The sequence below is a fragment of the Spirosoma sp. KUDC1026 genome (genome assembly GCF_013375035.1).
In the GTDB taxonomy this organism is placed as follows: Bacteria; Bacteroidota; Bacteroidia; order Cytophagales; family Spirosomataceae; genus Spirosoma.
On sequence record NZ_CP056032.1, the window covers coordinates 3,498,303 to 3,516,817 of the forward strand.

Genomic DNA, 18,515 nt, shown 5'->3' on the forward strand with positions numbered 1-18,515 from the left:
ACCACCGATAACACCCTTATCGCGGCCTGTTGAACTCATTTCGCCAGATTTTTCACTGATGTGTTGGGGCCATGAGTAAGCAGAGCTGGTATACTAGGCCGGTTTCCGTACAGGAGAGCAAATTTGGCCGGTGTCGGGTACCGATGGCTGGTCTCCTGTGGCTTTTCTGGTTGATGAGTCAGGCGGCTGCTCCGCCCGTAATTAAACAGTTCGACCGAATCTCCGTACGGGAAGGCTTGTCGAACAATTCGGTTCATTGTATGCTGCAGGACCGCGAAGGGTTTATGTGGTTCGGTACCAACGATGGACTGAATAAGTACGATGGCTACACGTTTACAGTGTTTCAGCCTGACCCGAACAATCCTGCTCGTAGTTTGCAGAACAACCGGATCCTCGCCCTGCGTGAAGACCGGAAAAACCGTCTGTGGGCCGTAACGCAGGGAGGAGGACTGCACGAAATCAACAAGCAGACAGGTCAGGTGACACCCCACCCGATTCAGGCCCGGAATGCGCACCGCTGGAATAATCAGGTTGCCATTTACGAAGACCGGGCGGGGTATCTGTGGGTTAGTACGTTCAACGGACTGGCCCGTTACGAGCCGGATCGGCATCATTTTGTCCTCTACCCCGTGCCGCAGGTCGACATGCAGGTCAAAACCGTATTCGAAGACAGGCAGAGCCGGCTTTGGGTTGGTACGTCCTACGGCTTATTTCAGTTGAGTCGGGAAACCGGAAAATACACGTTGGTACCGTGGACCGAAGACGCGCAGCAACCCGTTGTCAATGCGTTCTGTCTGGATAAAAACGATCGACTCTGGCTGGGTTCCATGGGGCAGGGGCTGCTGGAGCTTGATCTGAACGACCCGGCTCCCCGGCCCCGGCGGTTTAACCCCGGAAACCGGATCAGCCCGTACGTGTTTCTGAACGCGGTGCACTGCGACGACCAGGGCAACGTCTGGGTAGGAACAACGGAAGGACTGCATCAGGTGGACCCCGTCCAGCAGCGGGTCGTCACGTACAGCACCGGCTCGGGGTCGAAAAATGATCTGAGCAGTGCCAGTGCGCAGGCCATTTACCACGACCGGGCGGGAACACTGTGGGTTGCCACCAATAACGGGATCAATCGGCAGACAACCTCGGCCAAGCCCTTTGTTACGTATCAGGTAAAACCTGGCCTGGGCGAAACGAGTCTGCTGGCAAACCGCGTTAGTGCCCTGCTGCTTGATGCCCGGAATCAACTGTGGATCAGTAATCATTATGATGTTTACCGGAAGGACGCAGCGCAGCCTGCCCGGCAGATTTCACCCGATCGGTTACGGTCAAGCCCGCAGAGCCTGAACTACGTCCTTAACTTCCTGCCTGATGGAACGAAGGGTATCTGGCTGGGGAGCACGAAGGGAATCCTGCAGTTTGACAACGCAACGAATAACTATACGCTGTACCCGTCCGACATCTGGGTGCAACTGATGTCGCGGCACGGATCAGGCCCGATCTGGATCGGGGGCGATGGGGGTATTGCCGCCTTTGATCCGGTAACGAAACAATACACGTACTATAAATACGATCCGGCTAATCCGGTGGGAATACCTGATCGGTTTGTGTACGCCCTGCTGGCCAGCCGATCGGGCCACGTATGGGTAGCCGTAAATGGCAAAGGCATTAGTCGGCTTGATCCCAAAACAGGCCGGTTTACGCATTATCTGGCCAGTACTACTCCTGGTCATCTCAATAACTCAGAGGTACTGACGTTTTTCGAAGATCAATCAGGGGTGCTTTGGGTTGGTACAAATCAGGGTGGTCTCAATCGCTTCGATCCGCAAACAGGCCGGTTTTCCTACGTAACAACGCGGGATGGCCTGCCCAGCAATCGCATCGTAGGTATTCAGAGCGACAAGGAAGGGCGGTTGTGGCTGAGCACCAACCGGGGCCTTTGCCGTTACGATCCGCGTAAACATACGGTGCAGAATTATACCATGAGCAACGGCCTGCCCAGTAATGATTTCCTGGAAAATGCCGTCCTCCGTCAGCAGAATCGACTGTATTTTGGCACCCAGAACGGACTGGTTCATTTCAACACCGACAGCATTCGGGCGGACATGCGGCCCTTTCCGGTGTACATCACCGGTTTTAAAGTGCTGGATAACAGCCGACCCGTAACCACAAGCGTAACAGAGCTGCGTTACAACGAGAACTTTCTGGCCTTTGAATTTGTGGCGCTGACTTATGTGCTGCCCGAGCAATGCCGGTACGCGTATCAACTCGTTGGAGTCGATAAAGACTGGGTGCAGAGCGGGAACCGCCGGTTTGCCAACTACCCTAATCTGGACCCTGGCACATACACATTCCAGGTGAAAGCCGCGAACAGTGATGGCGTGTGGGCCGCAAAACCTGCCGTGTTCCAGATCGTTATCAGGCCGCCCTGGTGGCAAACCTGGTGGGCGTATCTACTGTATGCGCTGGTGATTGTTGCTGCCGTATATGCCTATCTGCGCGACCAGACCCGCCGTATCCGGCAGCAGCAGAAGGCCGAGCAGCTCAAGAAACTCGACGAAATCAAAACCCGGCTGTTCACGAACATTACCCACGAGTTTCGGACACCCTTGTCGCTCATTATTTCACCCGTTCAGCAACTGCTGGGCGACAACCAGCTGGATGCCGATGCCAACCGTAAGCTCGGGCTGATTCAGCGTAATGCCCGGCAGTTGCTTCGACTCATCAACCAGGTGCTGGACCTGTCAAAGCTGGAAACCAACCTGATGACAGTGGCACTGCAGCGGGGGGATGTACAGGAATACGTTGGGTTACTGGTCGACACGTTCTCGTCGGCTACGGAACAGAAGGGAGTTGCGCTTACTTACCGGGCATCGGTTGGAGAAAGGGAATGGCTGTTCGACGCCGACAAATGGGAGAAAATCCTGACAAATCTGCTGGCGAACGCTCTGAAGTTTACTGAACAAGAAGGCAAGATTACCGTAACACTGGCGGTTGAAGGGGTGGCCGGTACACCGGCCGAAGCGCATATCACAATTAGTGATACCGGTATTGGTATTTCACCGACGTATCTGCCGCACATTTTTGATCGGTTCTATCAGGTCGATGATTCCGCGACTCGTGCGTACGGGGGAACGGGGATCGGGCTGGCGCTCGTGAAGGAACTGACCGAATTGATTGGCGGAACCATTCAGGTCAGCAGCGAACTGGGAGTAGGCACTACGTTTAAGCTGCGGTTACCGATCCTGGTGCCAACCGGCGCGGAAGAACCGGTATCAACAATGCTCGATCCGGCCACTAAAATTCCCGACGTGCCCTACGGCGAAATCTCCCGGCAGACCGCTGTGGAAACGGGGCCGCTTATTCTCGTGGTAGAAGATAGCACCGACCTGCGGGAGTTTATCGTTAGTGAACTGAGCAATCAGTACCGTGTAATCAGTGCTGATAACGGCCTGGACGGCTGGGAGCTGGTTCAGGCAGAGCTGCCGGATGTGGTGATTTCGGATGTAATGATGCCCCGGATGAGTGGCATTGAACTGACGGAACGTATTAAAACCACGCCCCTGACGGCCCATATCGCCGTATTGCTACTGACAGCCCGTACGGCTCATGACAGCGTGATGGATGGCCTGCAGAAAGGCGCCAACGAGTATATGGCCAAGCCCTTCAATCTGGAGGAACTTGAGGTGCGCCTTCGGAACATGCTGACTCAGCAGCAGCGGCTTCGCGAGCAGTTCCGAACTCAGTTGACGCTGATCGACTCCCCCGAAGAACGGCAGGAACCCGAAGACGATTTCCTGAAACGGGTATATGCCATTCTGGAGAAAGCGCTGGATTCGTCCATAAGTGTTACGTCGCTGGCTCAGCAGCTAGACACAACCCCAAGAACTCTGAATCGAAAACTGGATAGCCTCGTGCAACTTTCGTCAGCCGATGTGATCCGGCAGTATAAACTTCGCCGGGCGGGTGAGTTACTCAAAAAAGGTCATTCCATAACGGATGTTACCTATATGACCGGTTTTAAAAGTACATCACACTTTTCCACGCTCTTTAAAGGACTTTACCAGAAAACCCCGACCCAGTTTCTGGACACAGAGTAGTCAATTTCCCGCTGATCAGGAACTTATTTCTGAAAACACTGGCGCTCAGTTAGAAAGAAATGCAGGGATAATAGTCAGCGATTGTCCATCCTAGAAGCTCTTTCAGTAAACAGCAGTAGGCCAAATTTACTAAGCGGTGTGCTTATAACGCACCAAAACAGCACTTTAGGTGACGAATTTAGGGTGCTTTGTAAACAATTCAGTAGACAAAGTAGTCTCAAAATCAGCTTATAAGACAGAAATTAGCTTCATATCATACTATTTATTAACTTAAAGTAAGATAAGATTGTATTTAACGTATTATTATGTTGTTACATTAAATGTATAAACAATTTATAAGGCAACGAATAGTTACTTGTAAGTTTCTCGTTTATCTTTGCGTCAACATAATGGATACAATCTCCATTTGGTACACCGATGAAAAAGGAAAAACTGAAACAGGCAGACGAGCAATTGGTTGCCAACTATCAGGAGACAAACGACGACGAGTACTTTGAGATGCTTTACAGCCGCTACGTAGGCAAAGTTTATCAGAAGTGTTTATCGATGACCAAAGATTCAGAAGCGGCTGAAGATTTTACGCAGGATATTTTCATCAAGGTGTTCAGTAAAATGAATACCTTTCAGCAGCGCTCTAAATTTTCGACTTGGTTATACTCTATTTCGCATCACTATTGTCTGGATCAGCTGCGGGTTGGCAAACGGCTGACTACCGAGACCCTGGCCGATGATCTGGTCGATCATATTTCGGATGCCGACGGGGGGGACGATGTAGAAACCAAATTGCGGGATATGGGTAAGCTGATGGAAGGCATTCCGATCGAAGAAGTTCAGCTGCTGCAGTTAAAATACGAACAGGGTGTCTCGATCAGGGAGATCGCCGAGCGCTATCACCTGACCGAAAGCGCGGTGAAAATGAGGCTTAAGCGCACCCGCGATAAGCTGTATGACCGGTATGCGAGTTACCATCAGGAATAAAAAATAGCGTCAGAGGGTGTGACCAGCAGGCCAAATACTCGTCTACAAATAAAAAGCGCCCGAAACTACTGTAGTTTCGGGCGCTTTTTATTTGTAAGCGGCTACCAGTAAATTTTTGATAATTGCTTAATTACCAGCGCCGTCAGCTTTGCTGCGGGCGATGGCATACGCACCAATTTTCTGGCCGTGCTCCAACCCGACCGTGCAGTCGAAACGGTAATGAATCAGGCCATAAATCCGCGACACTGATGCTTCCTGGGCACCGGCCGCAAATTCAGCCGTCCGGTCCGGGAACAAAGAGCTTAAAACAGCCGCAGCTGCTCCCGAAAATGTCGAATGTCCGGACGTATACGACGGAAAGTTCGGTAGGCCAACGGAAGTTTTAACGCCAAACTGCTGCGGGCGAGGGTAATAATAATAGTATTTCGCATCCCAGCAGGCAATACCCGCGTCCATGAGTGCCGTGCCGACCAGCGCCAGGGTCCGGGCCATGCGTACTTCACTGAACTGAGCATCGTGACCCGCGTTGGCGGCCGTGCGGTGCCAGTGCCCGGGTGGGGTGTAGCTACCCGCCCCATCCGACCAATAATTGGCGATACGTGCCTGCTCCCGCGTCTGACTCCGGTTGATCTGTTTTAATTCGTCCAGACTCTGGGTGAATTCGGCACTGTTGAGCGCTGGTGGCGGACCCGGCCGCAGGCTGATCATGGTCGCTTTGTCGAAGTTCCAGGGCTGCACGTTCACGTAGTTAGGTAGCATGGGAGGCCGCAGAGGAGCTTCCTGACTAACCCATACCTCGCTCAGACCACGTTCCTGGGCTTTCTTGATCATGTCGACTGTGACGGTCTGGTTATTTGCCGCGCTCATACCATCTGTTCTGGCCCGGCCCATCACTTTGGCCGCTACGCCGTTACCCAGTGCCAGCCCGGCAGTCAGATCGCTCTGCACGTTCATGCCGGCCCAGAGCCTGCTATCACGGTGTTCGGCCAGTTTGGCATCCAGGTACGCTACTTCACCGGGGAACATTGCTTTCAGAATAGTTGCCGATGCGGCAGCGACAACGGCATCTTCCGACGGGTAGCTGGGCAGACCGCTGACGGGGAACGCCGGTTTGATACTGGCATCGATCTGGCTGGGCGCCATCCGGTTGTACGTAAATTTGTAGTTCCAGGTGGCCACCAGCGCATCGTACTGCGCTACGCTCAGGTAGGCCAGCGCCCGGGCTGAGTAAGGCGGGTTCGCAAACGGAAACCGGGGATCGGCCAACGGGTTAGCGGCATCCGGAACGGGATATTTTCCGTCGGGAGTTGAGGCAGGGGGCACATTATACCGCGCACACAGTTCCCGGGCAATCTCGTTCCAGCGGTAAACCGCGCCGGAACTCCAGTAAGTAACAGCATCTTTCTGCGTTCCGCTAAAGGAAGCCGACTGTTGTTTCAGGCTGGCCAGTTCGGCCTGATAGTCGGACGAGTTTACGCTGGCTGGTGCTGCCAGCGTCACTTCTGTCGGCGTGGTCAGGATATACGTTTTCCAGCTGCCAGCCTGCGCGTCGATACTGGCAGGCTGATACGCCGAGCGCTCGGGCTCATTGATGCTCTTGCTGCAGGAAATAATTAAAACGGTCAGGCTGAGCAAGGCACTTCCCAGAACCGATAAGGAAACTTTATTTTTCATGGCGTTTGGCAGAGGAACGATCAAAGACGGAATAAATACAGGAGACCCACGGTGTAACTGGTGCTTTGCCCAACGTTCTGCCCATCGACCACGTACCCCACACGGGCGTTGACACCGATGTTACGGGGCTGGAATTTACCGTACCAGCCTACCGATGTAGCCTGCATATTGTTGGTCGGGAACGGCATATCGTTCCGCCGGATGTAATCGCCGTTGAGGCAGGCAGTACGTTCCGCCCACACCTCCGTTTGCCAGGTCCGGCGCAGTACGCCCATTCGTAGTCCGGCGTCATACACGTTGGGTACGTGAACCTGGTTGGTATTATACACCCGGTCGTCGGCCTGGTAAGCATCCCGGTCGATCCGGATGTTACTGCGCCAGCCATAACTACCATGCGCCGTCACGTACAGACCGGTTTTGGGCTGTTTGTAGCTGGCCAGCAGGCGGCCGGTGGCGGTGCGGCACTGCATACCAATCGACATGGGCATAAAGTCAGCTACGTAGGTACCGAGTGGAATTGACGCACCAACGATACCGTTTAGTGAAAAGCCGCCTATCTTCACGGCCTTCACCTTAATCCAGGCCGACAGGTCCTGAATACCACGCTGTCCCATCAGGTTACCCGCGCTGGCTTCGGTCCAGACGTAGGGTAGACTAAGAATAAGGTTGACCCGGTTGGTAATACCGATGGCTGGCATGACCATGGCACTTTTGGTGGTAAGCGTACCAATGTTCAGGTTTTCACGCTTGAGTGAGTTTTCCCAGTACTGATTCCAGGAATTTTGCGTGTACATACCTGCCACGCAAACTGATCCTTTGCTCATGTAAATGGCGTCGTGGGGCATCTGCGCCTGACTGATGAGCGGCAGTAGAATGAGGAAAGACGCTAGAAGTGGTTTCATTCGAAGCTAGTAATGAGAGGATTACAGACGAAAACTAACAGAGAGTACGGCGCTGCGGCCGTCCGAGGGCCACACCCCCGGACCAGGGTAAAACGTAGGACGTTTCGTAAAGTACTGTCGATTGAGCAGGTTGTTGACGCTGCCGCGCAGGGTTAACTGCTTACCGATGCGCCAGGTGCTGTTCAGATCCAGCAGGCTGTAGGCCGGAACCGGTCCAACGGCACCGTTAGCCGAGGGCGTAGCCGTGTTCAATGCGTCGGAGAAGCTTGCCGCTACGTAGCTGTACTGGAGCGTCAGGCTGGCGGTAGCGTAACGAGCCGTGAGGCCGTTGCGGCTGGTCCACTGCGGGGTAGATTCAACCCGGTTGCCGTTGATGGCCTGGTTGTCGCGCCCCGTTGAGACGCGGGCGTTGGTGTAGCGGGCATCCAGGTAGGCTGTTGATGTAAAGCCGCTAAGCTGAACCCGACCGATCTGAGCGAGCTGCCCCTCGATCAGCGCTTCGACACCCCGGTTGCGGCTGTCGCCGATGTTGGTCCGAAAGATGTAATTGCTGCCGTCGGCGTTGGTTTGCAGGAGCGTACCCAGGCGGTTGCGGTACAGCAGATCGAAGAGCGTTACGTTGACGTGCAGTCCCTGCCACTGACCACTGATGCCCAGTTCGGCAGTATACCCCCGCGCGTCTTTCAGGTTTTTATCAATCTGTTCGTACATCGACGCTGGAATGATATCCTTGAAGATTACAGGTCGATACGCCTGCGACCAGCCACCGTACACCTTCAGGGCGGATGTAAGCTGGTACTGCCCATTGATGCCCAGCAGCGCAAAATGGTGGTTGATGTCGGTCGGCAGATTATCCGGCGTATAGTACGTAATGGTGCCCCGCATCCGGGTCAGGCCGTTCTCAATCCGGATACCGGGTGAAATATTCAGCCGGGGTGTTAGCTGAAACTGGTTTTCCGCGAACAGGGCAATGTTGTTCGTACGGAAATGCAGGTCGCGCCGGAACGGGCTGACCAGCGTTAGGTCGAAATCATCACCCGTCGTGCCCTGTCCCTGCTGCTGCCGGTGCAGGTCGGTACTCATTACCTGAATACCACCCGCTGCCGTACCAGTCAGGCTACCCAGCCGGTATTTGTGAAGCAGCCGCAGTTCAGACGTGTAGCTGTTGAAATGATCGACGTCCACCTGCCGGTTCCGGAGCCGGCCCGTCGTCGGATCGACTCCGTCGGACACTGTGGCGAAAGCGTCGAACTGCACACTGTTGCGGGCACCCAGTACCGCTGAAGTCGTCCACGAAAGTTGCGTCTGGTCAGACAACTGCCAGTTCAGGCGCAGCGACGGTACGTAAATGTCCGGATTGAAATAGTTGCGGCTCCGGGTAGACTGGCGTGGGTTCTGGTTAAACAGCGAATCCGTCAGCGGTCCTGGAATCTGGTATACGTAGCTCGACCGGCCCAGTTCGGCGGTGATGCCCAGCCGACGGTTCGCCTGATAATGAATGGACGCAAACTGCGCCTGGGCTTCCGAGCGGCTGTTCTGGCGATACCCATCCGAATGACGGCGGTAGTAATACGCGTAGTAGGTCCACTTCCCAAGGCGTCCGCCAATGGCATTGTACGTACTGCGTAATCCGTAGGAACCGACTGAACTGTTCGTTTCAAAGCCGAACCGGCGTGTCGTGTCGGCGCGCTTCGTAACGTAGTTCAGCATACCGCCAAACTGGGCGCCGTACTGGAGCGAACCCGTGCCGCGAACCAGCTCAATCCGATCGATGCTTTCCATCGGTGGCGAATAGTGGCTGGCGGGGTAGCCATACATATCTGAATTCGTGATCACACCGTTCTGGCGGATATTGTTTTCCCAGGAACGGTGGGCATCGAGACCGCGCGTAGCGATATTGATCTGGTTGCCGGTGCCGTCCATATCATAGACGAAAACACCGGGAATCCGGGCGAACAACTGCCGTGGATTTTTCTCCGCTACCGTGGCGTCAATGTCCGATACGCGAATGGCTTCGCTACGTTTACCCCCCATCAGGAACGTACCATATACGTTGGGCAATGGGTCAACTACGGTTGGCTTGGCGCCTTTTACCGTGACTTGTTTCAGGGTGCGGGCGGTTAACGAATCTGTATTTTTTCTGGAAACAGGCGTCTGTGCTGTGAGGGTAGCTGCCGGGAGCAGCAATACTCCCGACAGCCACGCACTGAATATACGTGTTGTCATTGAGTGCCAGTAATAAGCAGGAGCAGAAGCCTGGACGACTACTCCGAAATAAAATGAGGAATACCTCTTACAGAAATGTAAGAGAACGTGGGTAGGCAGCCGCAGCAGCGCGGAGCCGAACCCAACGGGGAGAGAATCTGATCAGAAGTTGTGTATAGGCTGGTATGCTCTCAAAAAGGGGCGCGTTTTAGCTATCCAGACCAGGACGGCCAAACGTAATTGATCTCATTTCTTGGCGAAACAAAAGCCTAAGCGGTGTTTACCGTCCCACAGCGCTAAAGCCGGAAACGGAAAACAACAGAACTGACCAGAAAATCAGCGTGTTTCTGGCGGGGGAGCGTAAACGGATAGGGCGCGGGTAGCTATAACAAATAACTGTTCCGGAATCCGGACAATGGATTGCCAACCTGGCAATAGAAAGGCAAACGATAGGGGAGGACTGGGGGAATACTCTTTCAGCAGAAACTTGAGCAGCTTGTTCGTGTGCTGGTTCGAGTCATTGGACGTAGCCAGGTGTTTGTTCATAAACGCCAGCAGATCACTTTGCCAGAACGAACGGTTTTGCGATTCCAGACCGGCAATGTGCAGCGTATCGCCTTTGAGGTCCATGCTCACGACCATATAGTAGTGGCCGTGGTAGCTGAAACCGTCGGTTGTGGTACTGAGCAGATTAGTCGCGTCTGAGGTGCCCGTCAGGGGAATCTGAAACTCAACGATACTATCCACCGATCGGAATACGTGCAGCCGCTCCGTCAGGTCGTGTTCTGCCTGCCACCAGGCGCTGACACACACCAGCACGTGGGCCAGGGTGTGGTACACCAGGAGTAGAAAGAGACCGATGGTAACTGCTTTTTTCACAAAGTGGCTAATCTATGTGGTAAAATTACCAAAAAATAGTCATGCAGTGCTAAAATACAGAAAGATTACTATAAAAATAAGCAATTACCGGCAATACTTTCAGGACTTGTCTGTCGTTCCTGCCGCGTTGGGAGGGAGCAGGTCTGTAATCTCGTAGCTGACAGCGGTGGCATTCGGCTCCGGGTCAGGCTGATTGGTCCGCGCAAACGTCCGGGTGAATGAAGCCCCGTAGTAGAAGATAAGTGACGAATAAAAGACGAAGAGCAGCAACAGAATTACCGAACCGGATGCACCGTACAGGTTCGCAACCTGGCTGTTGATCAGCAGACGATTCAGAATCAGCTCACCAACCTTGAAAAGAACACTCGTAACCAGCGCGCCCACCCAGACGGCCCGCCGGGGCACCCGTACGTCGGGCAGGTAGTTGAAAACACTGGCAAACCAAAAGGTAATGATAACGACCGACAGGAGGTAATTTCCCCCGCTCGATAACCAGTCGCGCAGGGTAGGCGTACTGGTCAGCATACCTTGCTGCAAAACGGCCAGCCGCTGATCGATGGTTAATGATATAGAAAAGAGCAGGCCCGAAAACAGAATGATGACCAGCGCAATGCCCCGGTCTTTCAGCGTATGCACAAAACCCCGGCTGGCTTTTGGCCGGACGTTCCAGAGTTGATTCAGCGAGCTTTTGACGACGCTGAATAGTGTCGTGGAGGCCAGTAACAGCAGAAAAAATCCTACGAGCGTCATCGGAAGCGTAGGCGGCCGGTTCTGAAGATGCTGCGAAATATCCTGCAATTGATTCGCACTGCGGGGACCAAGCAGTTTACTGAGTTCGGCAAACAGGCGGTAGCTCACCAATTGATGCTGCTCGTTCAGTACCGGACTGAGCACATTGCTGAGCATAATGACAATTGGCGGCAGGGCAAAAAACGTAAAGAACGACGTAGCACCGGCCATCCGCACAGGGTCGTTGGCCTTCAGATTGGTGAAAGCTTCCCGAAACAGACGAAGAACAGGGACGATTTTTTTGGGTGCTGAGACGACCATGCACAAGGGGAGTTGGTTAGCTAACGACAGGAGTAGCGCAAGGGTTTAGAGTACGTTGATCGTCAGCCTATATATAGCGCGCGTTTGGGGGCAAGTTGGAGACGATCGATTCCTTGGAACTGAGATAGAAGAAGACTATTAGGGTCGATCGGATTCTGTTACAGAATCCCATCTCCAACGGACAGCGGATCGAGTCGTTCGTCGTTGAAACCATGGTGTTCTCAATACATAGGACAGATTTTTGGTTAAGTTAAACTTGTAGAAGTAGAACCAGGAATTGTACTTTTCTTTCCCTTTTCAATGCGTTCGACGTACCACTGAGCCGGGGTCTGGTAACACAAGTAGTTTACGACACAACCCTCTCAGAAAATCTGTCCAGTGAATAGGGGGCTAAGACATGCTTCAAAGCGGCTTTGATCACCAGTAAACCAATATCTTGATTGGGTTTGGCGTTGAGTCATCGATGTCCGTGGTGAAGGCTAGTAAGTCGAATGAAAATGCTGATTTTAAGAAGAATAGATTGAATAAGATCAACTCTTCGTAGCTACGTAACGTAGGCTGTTCCGGGCATTCAGCTTGTCGTTGCTCAACGGATTGACCGTAGATTTGCTCATAGGTCTGCGGCAGTAAATCCAACAGTTTAGCGAATTGTTTTTGATTCAACCCGATGGCTGATCGCTAGTGGCGATCAGTTCGTAAATCAGCAATGGAGATGTTCTTGGTACAAAATTAACCCCTTGCAACAACTCTAATAGCTGAGCATGAGCAAAAACGCTTTTGCAAAATAGGCCGGTATAGAGTAGTATTACGGTTAAAAACTCGCTGAGTAGCGTAGGCATATGTATCTAAGTTTGGCGCCCCAAATCTAAATACCAGAGCCCCAGCGGGCTTCTTCTAAAAAGGTTAATGTTAAGCTAATAATATAGTATAAAAGACAGACAATAGTTATTCCATTTAGGGTTTCTAACCCGGTAATTTTACATTTATAGCTTAAGCAGCCTATGCCGGACGATTCTCAGGATGAGTTTTTCTCTTCCGATTGGTTAGTTTCCGAGTCCGTCCGAACCTTACTTAATTCAGCTCCAGCGGGGGTTGCTTTATTACGGGCGGTTCGCAACGTCACGGGGCAGATCACTGACTTCCAGTATCAGCTGGTCAACCCTATGCAGCAAGCACTGACCAATTACCCCGTAGAAGATCTGATGAGCCTGCCATTGACGATACTCAACCCGAATATGGCTGGGATAGATAGGTTAACGCAGCTTATCGACGTCGTTAACTCAGGTAAGCCGAGTTTGCAATTAGAAACATATCAACTTGATGGCAATAGTATTCTATACGACCAGCTTTACCTAAAATCAGGGGATGGCGTGCTCATGTTAGTGCAGGATGTTACGTATTGGCCTTTATCGCCTTCTGAACACCAGCAGCAGGCTGACTTATTAAAGGCTATTCAACTGGCAGAATCCGTCGACTCAGTACGAGAAAGGCTACTTAGACTTATTGGTGGTCATACGAAATAGACCTTTCCGACTGATAGCATCCGGCAGGCGTCATAACCGGAGTTGATACATTTCATATAAAAATCGTTCATAGACAATCACCTTTATCTCAGCTTACAACACACTTTTACGCGTGTTTTGATTGTTGCACAGATACATATAGGGCTTTCGAAGCAAAACACCTACTGTTTCTTCCAGTTTATTTCATGATACGCTCCTTTTGATCGTTCTTTTTATTGACATAAACGATGAACGACCTACCTATTCAACACCACAGGGCGGGCCGAAAAGCCAAGCGCCCTCTGACTCAACCCGAACAGACGAATCAGGAATTGCTTCAGCAGATTGCTGACTACCAGCAGGAAGTTGAGCGGCTCCAATCTGCCTTACAGGAAGCGCAGATTTTGGTTACACAACATGGTCAGTTCGAAGCAGAACAAAGAAGGCTATTAGCGCAGGAACGTGAGCTGAAATCAAACTTTATTAATCTGGCGTCCCATGAATTTCGTACACCGATGATGACCATTTTGACCTCTGCTTCGCTCATTAACCGCTACAATAGTTCGGAAGAGAGCGATAATCGGGAGCGACATGTACAACGTATTAAAGCTGCCGTGACTAACCTGACCGCCATGCTCAATGAGTTTCTGGCGGTCAGCCAAGTCGATCAATATGCCTTGCGCAGTACGTCCCAATCGCTGGAGCTTACCGCATTTTGTCAGGACGTGATTGCCTCTGTGAAGGCCACCGCCAAACCCCGGCAGCGATTCAATTATCAACCACAAACGGGATCACTTGAGGTGTGTCTGGACTCACAACTCCTAAAAAGTATTTTGTTTAATTTGTTAACCAATGCTAGTAAATACTCGGCTGATGACATGCCCATTCAGTTAATTAGTGCAATTCAAAACAGGCATATTGTTTTTACTATAATTGATCAGGGTATCGGGATTCCAGATTTGGATAAAGACAAGGTATTTACCAATTTTTTCCGCTCCCGTAACGCTATTCACGTTCAAGGTACCGGTCTGGGGTTGTATCTGGCTAAACACTACGCTGAGCTGTTGGGGGGAACTATTACCTTCACGAGCGAGGTAGGAAAAGGAACGTCCTTTACGGTTCAGCTACCGTTAATGAGCGAACGAGCATGAAAACGATTCTGATCATCGAAGACAAAAAGGAGGTTCGCGAAAACATCGCGGAAATGCTCAGACTGGCCCAATACGCAGTTGTTCAAGCTGAAGAAGGCAGACGGGGTGTTGCACTTGCCCGATCGGCTAGGCCAGATTTAGTCCTGTGTGATATCATGATGCCTGAATTAGATGGCTACGGTGTCTTACACATCTTGAGTAAAGATCCAGACACAGCCAGCATACCTTTCCTTTTCCTGACGGCAAAGATTGACTCGGAACATATTCGCAATGGGATGAACCTGGGGGCAGATGATTATCTGACCAAACCCATCGACGACATTGACCTGCTGGCAGCCATCGAACGTCGGCTCAAAAAAGCCGAGCAGATGAATCGTCACATTGCGCAACCTGGTCTGACCGATTTTCTGAACACCTTTCACCTACCGGATGAACTTCCCTACTTGACCCTTCGATACGTTAAAAAACAAGCGCTCTACCTGGAGGGCGATGCTCCCGTTAAACTTTATTACATCCGAAGTGGGCAGGTCAAACGCTTCAAAACGGATGCCTCCGCCAACGTATTTATCACGGCTTTGTCTGGCACAGGTGATTTTGTTGGCTTGCCAGGCTTATTGCAGAATACTCCTTATACCGAATCGGCGGAAGTGCTGCTGGACGCAGAAGTCTGTCTAATTCCGCAAACCGAATTCCTGACTCTCATAACGAATCATTCCGATATAGCGCTCTACTTCATGCGCCTACTGGCGCATGATCTAAGCCAGCGCGATGACCGCCTGCTCAAACTAGCGTATCTACCTGTTCGCAAACGAGTTGCAGAAGCCCTGCTACTGGTTTATCGGAAATTTTATTCACCCTTGGATGAGCCGAACACTAAATCGGCCAATCAGGCCATATCTATGACATTATTGCGGGAGAACTGTGCGCAACTGGTAGGTGCGTCGATGGAAACCGTCATCCGGGTACTGAGTGATTTACGGACCGAAGGAATGCTGGAGCTTTCGGGTAGTCAGATTACTTTACTGGACATTGACCGGCTGACCCGGCTCAAAAACTGATATGTCGATAAATATCAGGTGATACGCTGACATTGGTCAATAAGGTGACTGATAGTCATTTTGTTTATCCGGTTTACAATCATAGGGGAAGCCAGATGAACGGGTGAAATTTGGGTATACTTAACTCAGTTTACCTAAAATTTTATATCCTCTCAACGAATGGCTTTCATTGATAGAGTGCTCCAACAACCTGCTTATGGTTGGAGCGATAAGACCGGAACCTTAGTTATTCCTACCAAGCGGCAACTCTTCACCGAAGCATTTTCCCGCCTGAACATCCTGGCAACCAGGAAGAACTGGATACCGGCGATAAGCTGGCTAATGATGCTTTGCCTGCTGCCTTTCGCAGCTCTGGCGTTCTTTAAATATTTCTCATGGCCCCTGTTGGGTATTGGGTTTGTTTACAGCATCTCGATCATGAGCACACAGGCGACCATCTGGTTTCATCGATATAGTACGCACAAAGCGTACACGTTCAGCCATCCGATCTGGCGGTTCATCACGCAAAATCTGGTTTTACGCACCTTCCCCGAAGAAATCTACGTAGTTTCTCACCACGTTCACCATGCCAAATCAGACCAGCCGGGCGATCCTTATAATGCCCAGGGGGGATTGCTGTATTGTATGCTGTCGGACGTGAATCACCAACCCATTGCCAAAGACCTAACGGAAACTGACTATAAGAAGGCAGCCAGTTTTTTACGCCACACAGGTATCTGGATTAACTCCTACGAATCCTATTTGACCTGGGGCTCAATTGCTTCGCCGGTTCATACCATCGGCTTGTGGTTACTCAACTGGTCATTCTGGTACACCGTCTTTTTTCTTATCGGCGGTCATGGCTTAGCCTGTGCGTTATTTACGGGGGCACTTTTCTGGTTTGTCCTGGTACGGGCTTTCAATTATACCGGGCATGGGAAAGGTCAGCAAAAACACGTCGATGGCGTTGACTTTGACCGGCGGAATCTATCCTTGAATCAACTCAGGCCGGGACTTTTTTCGGGCGAATGGCATAATAACCATCACCTGTACCCAAGCAGTGCCCGGGCGGGCTTTCTACGGTTTCAGCTCGACCTGGCCTGGCTCTACATCCTGGGTTTGTACAAGCTGGGAGCAGTGGCCTCTTACCGGGATAACAAAAAAGATTTCCTCCAGAAATATGTACATCCTCAGTAAACGGGCTCATTCTGCCCTGCAAAACCGGAAAGTAGGTGTAGGAGCCATCGCCTGCCAGGCTGCCGAACAGGTGCTCCAACGAGGTGTTGCAGATGAAGCAACGGCTCCTTACCATTCGGTTGGCTGAACAAAGTTGATTTTATCATACCAATTGGCCGAGCCTCAAAAGAATAACGTTAACAGAGCTAACACATGGACCCAGCTATCGATGAATTAGCCGCTATCGGGCGTATCATACAGGCGATTAAGCGCTTCCGCCAACAATACCCCGATGTGCAGACACCTCCTGAACGGGCTAAAGACGCCTACCTGAAAAAGCACCTGTCGGACCAGGACTGGCTATTCTGGAAACAGCTTCAGCAAGCCCCGCCCGAGCCGCTTGCGCCCCCCCGGGTCAACTTGCCTGAACCGGCTTTGTCGTGTTCGCAATTTAAACGCTTACTGAGTCAATACAGACGAGCGGGTTTTGAGGCTTATCAAATGCAACTGCAATCTAATTTTGGAGAGACTAATACGTTACCACCCTGTTAATCAGCGGAATTTAATCGTCAGGTCAATCAAACGAAAGCTTTACAATCATAATCACGCCTGTTCGAAACCTGCCCGATCATGAATGAACCCTACCGGCCACCGGCCACGACCCGGCGTAACGTCCAGCGAACTAAAATTCTCATCATCGATGATAATCTGGATCAGTGTGATATAATCCAGACTGTGCTGCACGATTGTATGCCGGAGGTGGATTTACTGATCGCGTTAACCGGGGAAGCTGCTTTTAGCCAACTTCATCACTGTCTGGAGGCTAAACAGAAATTGCCCCGGTTGATTTTGCTGGATCTGTACCTGCCGCTCGCTGACGATGGCTTACGCATTATCGAACGGATAAAACGAAAGGATTCGCCTTATCGCTTAATTCCCATTGCCCTGCTATCCCAGTCAGCCCGGCAACCAGATGTTCAGCGGGGCTACGAGCTGGGTGCCAATTCCTACATTGTCAAACCGGCCAGTCATGCCCAGTGGCTGCTTTGTATGAAATCCCTGCGGGAGTACTGGTTGCATACGGTTACCCTGCCGCCGGGTTGAGCTACGTTCGGGACGGATCTACTCCGTCTGAGCATCGGTCAGCAGCTGATTAATCAGGTGGCTGGCCGCGCTTACATTCCGGCGGATCATATCCCGGTATCTTACCTCATCATCGTCCGTGAGCACCTCCCGTAATATACTGGCTGCCGTGGCAATAATGCCCAGGTAATTGTGCAGATCATGGGCGATCTGACGCAGGCGATCCAAGTGCTGGCTGTTCTTCTGCTGGAGCTTGTCAAGCGCGGCTTGAAGGGTTTTCATCTGTCCGTCGGCCCTCGTTTGTTCCAACTGATCGACCGGTAGAACCACACCTGCATTGACTAGTTTCACTAGTTGACGTAGCTGGCTATAGGCCAGTGCAATAATGCCAGGACGCGTTTGGGGATACGCTTTCAGGAAAGCTTGGATTTCGGTATCCAGACCGGCGTAAAAGTTGTCGAACTCCGTCAGCAAATGCCCCAGGGGATAACCGCGTTGCCAGCGGTGAATCTGGTGTTGACAGACGCTGTCCACCAGATCACGTTCCTGACTCTCCCCCGCAATGTCTCTCGTAAAAAAAGTCAGCAAGAGAGGCAGTGAATCGGCTAGCTCCTTACCGGACAAACGGGCACTCTCTTGAGGGGCTTCATCCGGGGTGCATGTCACCCGCCAGAAATTTAGAATGGTTCCCTGATGCGCAGTAAGGTAGTCGGACAATTGTTTGCGCTGTAGATTGAAATCACTAGTTGAGTTAGTCATAATTGAATCAAACCAAGTGAATGGGGAT

At 51.7% G+C, this 18,515-nt stretch carries 16 protein-coding genes; 9 read left to right on the forward strand and 7 right to left on the reverse strand.

Annotated features, from left to right (window positions below; genetic code table 11):
• The first annotated feature begins 143 nt into the window (after positions 1-143).
• Positions 144-4,091 carry a two-component regulator propeller domain-containing protein gene (locus tag HU175_RS14655; protein WP_176567304.1) on the forward strand — a complete coding sequence of 1,316 codons (3,948 nt, stop codon included), beginning with the start codon at positions 144-146 and terminating at the stop codon, positions 4,089-4,091.
• A 417-nt stretch (positions 4,092-4,508) separates the two neighbouring features.
• Positions 4,509-5,069 (forward strand): RNA polymerase sigma factor, encoded by a 561-nt coding sequence (locus HU175_RS14660; RefSeq protein WP_176567305.1) that lies wholly within the window; start codon positions 4,509-4,511, stop codon positions 5,067-5,069.
• Positions 5,070-5,195: 126 nt separating this feature from the next.
• Here the strand turns inward: HU175_RS14660 and HU175_RS14665 are convergent, their stop codons facing one another.
• The 6 genes from HU175_RS14665 to HU175_RS14690 form a co-directional block, all read right to left on the reverse strand.
• Complete coding sequence (locus tag HU175_RS14665; RefSeq protein WP_176567306.1) at positions 5,196-6,743, reverse strand: phosphatase PAP2 family protein; 1,548 nt, start codon at positions 6,741-6,743, stop codon at positions 5,196-5,198.
• 20 nt (positions 6,744-6,763) lie between these two features.
• Entirely contained in the window at positions 6,764-7,645 is an 882-nt protein-coding gene (locus tag HU175_RS14670) for a hypothetical protein (protein WP_176567307.1), read from the reverse strand.
• Between the two features lie 21 nt (positions 7,646-7,666).
• Positions 7,667-9,871 (reverse strand): TonB-dependent receptor family protein, encoded by a 2,205-nt coding sequence (locus HU175_RS14675; RefSeq protein ID WP_176567308.1) that lies wholly within the window; start codon positions 9,869-9,871, stop codon positions 7,667-7,669.
• Positions 9,872-10,186: 315 nt separating this feature from the next.
• The gene (locus HU175_RS14680; protein WP_176567309.1) at positions 10,187-10,729 is read right to left on the reverse strand and encodes a hypothetical protein; all 543 of its coding nucleotides are present in this window, start codon (positions 10,727-10,729) and stop codon (positions 10,187-10,189) included.
• Between the two features lie 99 nt (positions 10,730-10,828).
• Positions 10,829-11,779 carry a YihY/virulence factor BrkB family protein gene (locus HU175_RS14685; protein ID WP_176567310.1) on the reverse strand — a complete coding sequence of 317 codons (951 nt, stop codon included), beginning with the start codon at positions 11,777-11,779 and terminating at the stop codon, positions 10,829-10,831.
• Between the two features lie 417 nt (positions 11,780-12,196).
• Positions 12,197-12,442, reverse strand: a complete 246-nt coding sequence (locus HU175_RS14690; protein WP_176567311.1) for a hypothetical protein — start codon at positions 12,440-12,442, stop codon at positions 12,197-12,199.
• A 338-nt stretch (positions 12,443-12,780) separates the two neighbouring features.
• On the opposite strand from HU175_RS14690, the gene HU175_RS14695 reads away from it, so the two are divergent.
• From HU175_RS14695 to HU175_RS14725, 7 genes are all read left to right on the forward strand, one after another.
• Positions 12,781-13,302 carry a hypothetical protein gene (locus HU175_RS14695; protein ID WP_176567312.1) on the forward strand — a complete coding sequence of 174 codons (522 nt, stop codon included), beginning with the start codon at positions 12,781-12,783 and terminating at the stop codon, positions 13,300-13,302.
• A 227-nt stretch (positions 13,303-13,529) separates the two neighbouring features.
• On the forward strand, positions 13,530-14,432 hold the full coding sequence (locus HU175_RS14700; RefSeq protein ID WP_176567313.1) for a sensor histidine kinase: 903 nt from the start codon (positions 13,530-13,532) through the stop codon (positions 14,430-14,432).
• Positions 14,429-15,490, forward strand: a complete 1,062-nt coding sequence (locus HU175_RS14705) for a response regulator (protein ID WP_176567314.1) — start codon at positions 14,429-14,431, stop codon at positions 15,488-15,490. The genes HU175_RS14700 and HU175_RS14705 overlap by 4 nt, the downstream gene beginning before the upstream one ends.
• Positions 15,491-15,649: 159 nt before the next feature.
• Positions 15,650-16,666, forward strand: coding sequence for a fatty acid desaturase (locus tag HU175_RS14710; RefSeq protein WP_176567315.1), 1,017 nt, complete (start codon positions 15,650-15,652; stop codon positions 16,664-16,666).
• The gene (locus HU175_RS14715; protein ID WP_176567316.1) at positions 16,650-16,793 is read left to right on the forward strand and encodes a hypothetical protein; all 144 of its coding nucleotides are present in this window, start codon (positions 16,650-16,652) and stop codon (positions 16,791-16,793) included. Before HU175_RS14710 ends, HU175_RS14715 begins: the two co-directional genes overlap by 17 nt.
• Before the next feature lie 65 nt (positions 16,794-16,858).
• The gene (locus HU175_RS14720; protein ID WP_176567317.1) at positions 16,859-17,197 is read left to right on the forward strand and encodes a hypothetical protein; all 339 of its coding nucleotides are present in this window, start codon (positions 16,859-16,861) and stop codon (positions 17,195-17,197) included.
• A 78-nt stretch (positions 17,198-17,275) separates the two neighbouring features.
• Positions 17,276-17,749, forward strand: coding sequence for a response regulator (locus HU175_RS14725; RefSeq protein WP_176567318.1), 474 nt, complete (start codon positions 17,276-17,278; stop codon positions 17,747-17,749).
• A gap of 18 nt (positions 17,750-17,767) precedes the next feature.
• On the opposite strand, the gene HU175_RS14730 is transcribed toward HU175_RS14725, so the two are convergent.
• Positions 17,768-18,487, reverse strand: a complete 720-nt coding sequence (locus tag HU175_RS14730) for a hypothetical protein (RefSeq protein WP_176567319.1) — start codon at positions 18,485-18,487, stop codon at positions 17,768-17,770.
• Positions 18,488-18,515: the final 28 nt, after the last annotated feature.

Excerpts from the sequence above, each read along its gene's own strand:
- HU175_RS14655 (WP_176567304.1), top strand. The coding sequence starts at position 144 with ATGGCTGGTCTCCTGTGGCTTTTCTGGTTGATGAGTCAGGCGGCTGCT.
- HU175_RS14660 (WP_176567305.1), top strand. The coding sequence starts at position 4,509 with ATGAAAAAGGAAAAACTGAAACAGGCAGACGAGCAATTGGTTGCCAAC.
- HU175_RS14665 (WP_176567306.1), bottom strand. The coding sequence starts at position 6,743 with ATGAAAAATAAAGTTTCCTTATCGGTTCTGGGAAGTGCCTTGCTCAGC.
- HU175_RS14670 (WP_176567307.1), bottom strand. The coding sequence starts at position 7,645 with ATGAAACCACTTCTAGCGTCTTTCCTCATTCTACTGCCGCTCATCAGT.
- HU175_RS14675 (WP_176567308.1), bottom strand. The coding sequence starts at position 9,871 with ATGACAACACGTATATTCAGTGCGTGGCTGTCGGGAGTATTGCTGCTC.
- HU175_RS14685 (WP_176567310.1), bottom strand. The coding sequence starts at position 11,779 with ATGGTCGTCTCAGCACCCAAAAAAATCGTCCCTGTTCTTCGTCTGTTT.
- HU175_RS14695 (WP_176567312.1), top strand. The coding sequence starts at position 12,781 with ATGCCGGACGATTCTCAGGATGAGTTTTTCTCTTCCGATTGGTTAGTT.
- HU175_RS14700 (WP_176567313.1), top strand. The coding sequence starts at position 13,530 with ATGAACGACCTACCTATTCAACACCACAGGGCGGGCCGAAAAGCCAAG.
- HU175_RS14705 (WP_176567314.1), top strand. The coding sequence starts at position 14,429 with ATGAAAACGATTCTGATCATCGAAGACAAAAAGGAGGTTCGCGAAAAC.
- HU175_RS14710 (WP_176567315.1), top strand. The coding sequence starts at position 15,650 with ATGGCTTTCATTGATAGAGTGCTCCAACAACCTGCTTATGGTTGGAGC.
- HU175_RS14715 (WP_176567316.1), top strand. The coding sequence starts at position 16,650 with ATGTACATCCTCAGTAAACGGGCTCATTCTGCCCTGCAAAACCGGAAA.
- HU175_RS14720 (WP_176567317.1), top strand. The coding sequence starts at position 16,859 with ATGGACCCAGCTATCGATGAATTAGCCGCTATCGGGCGTATCATACAG.
- HU175_RS14725 (WP_176567318.1), top strand. The coding sequence starts at position 17,276 with ATGAATGAACCCTACCGGCCACCGGCCACGACCCGGCGTAACGTCCAG.
- HU175_RS14730 (WP_176567319.1), bottom strand. The coding sequence starts at position 18,487 with ATGACTAACTCAACTAGTGATTTCAATCTACAGCGCAAACAATTGTCC.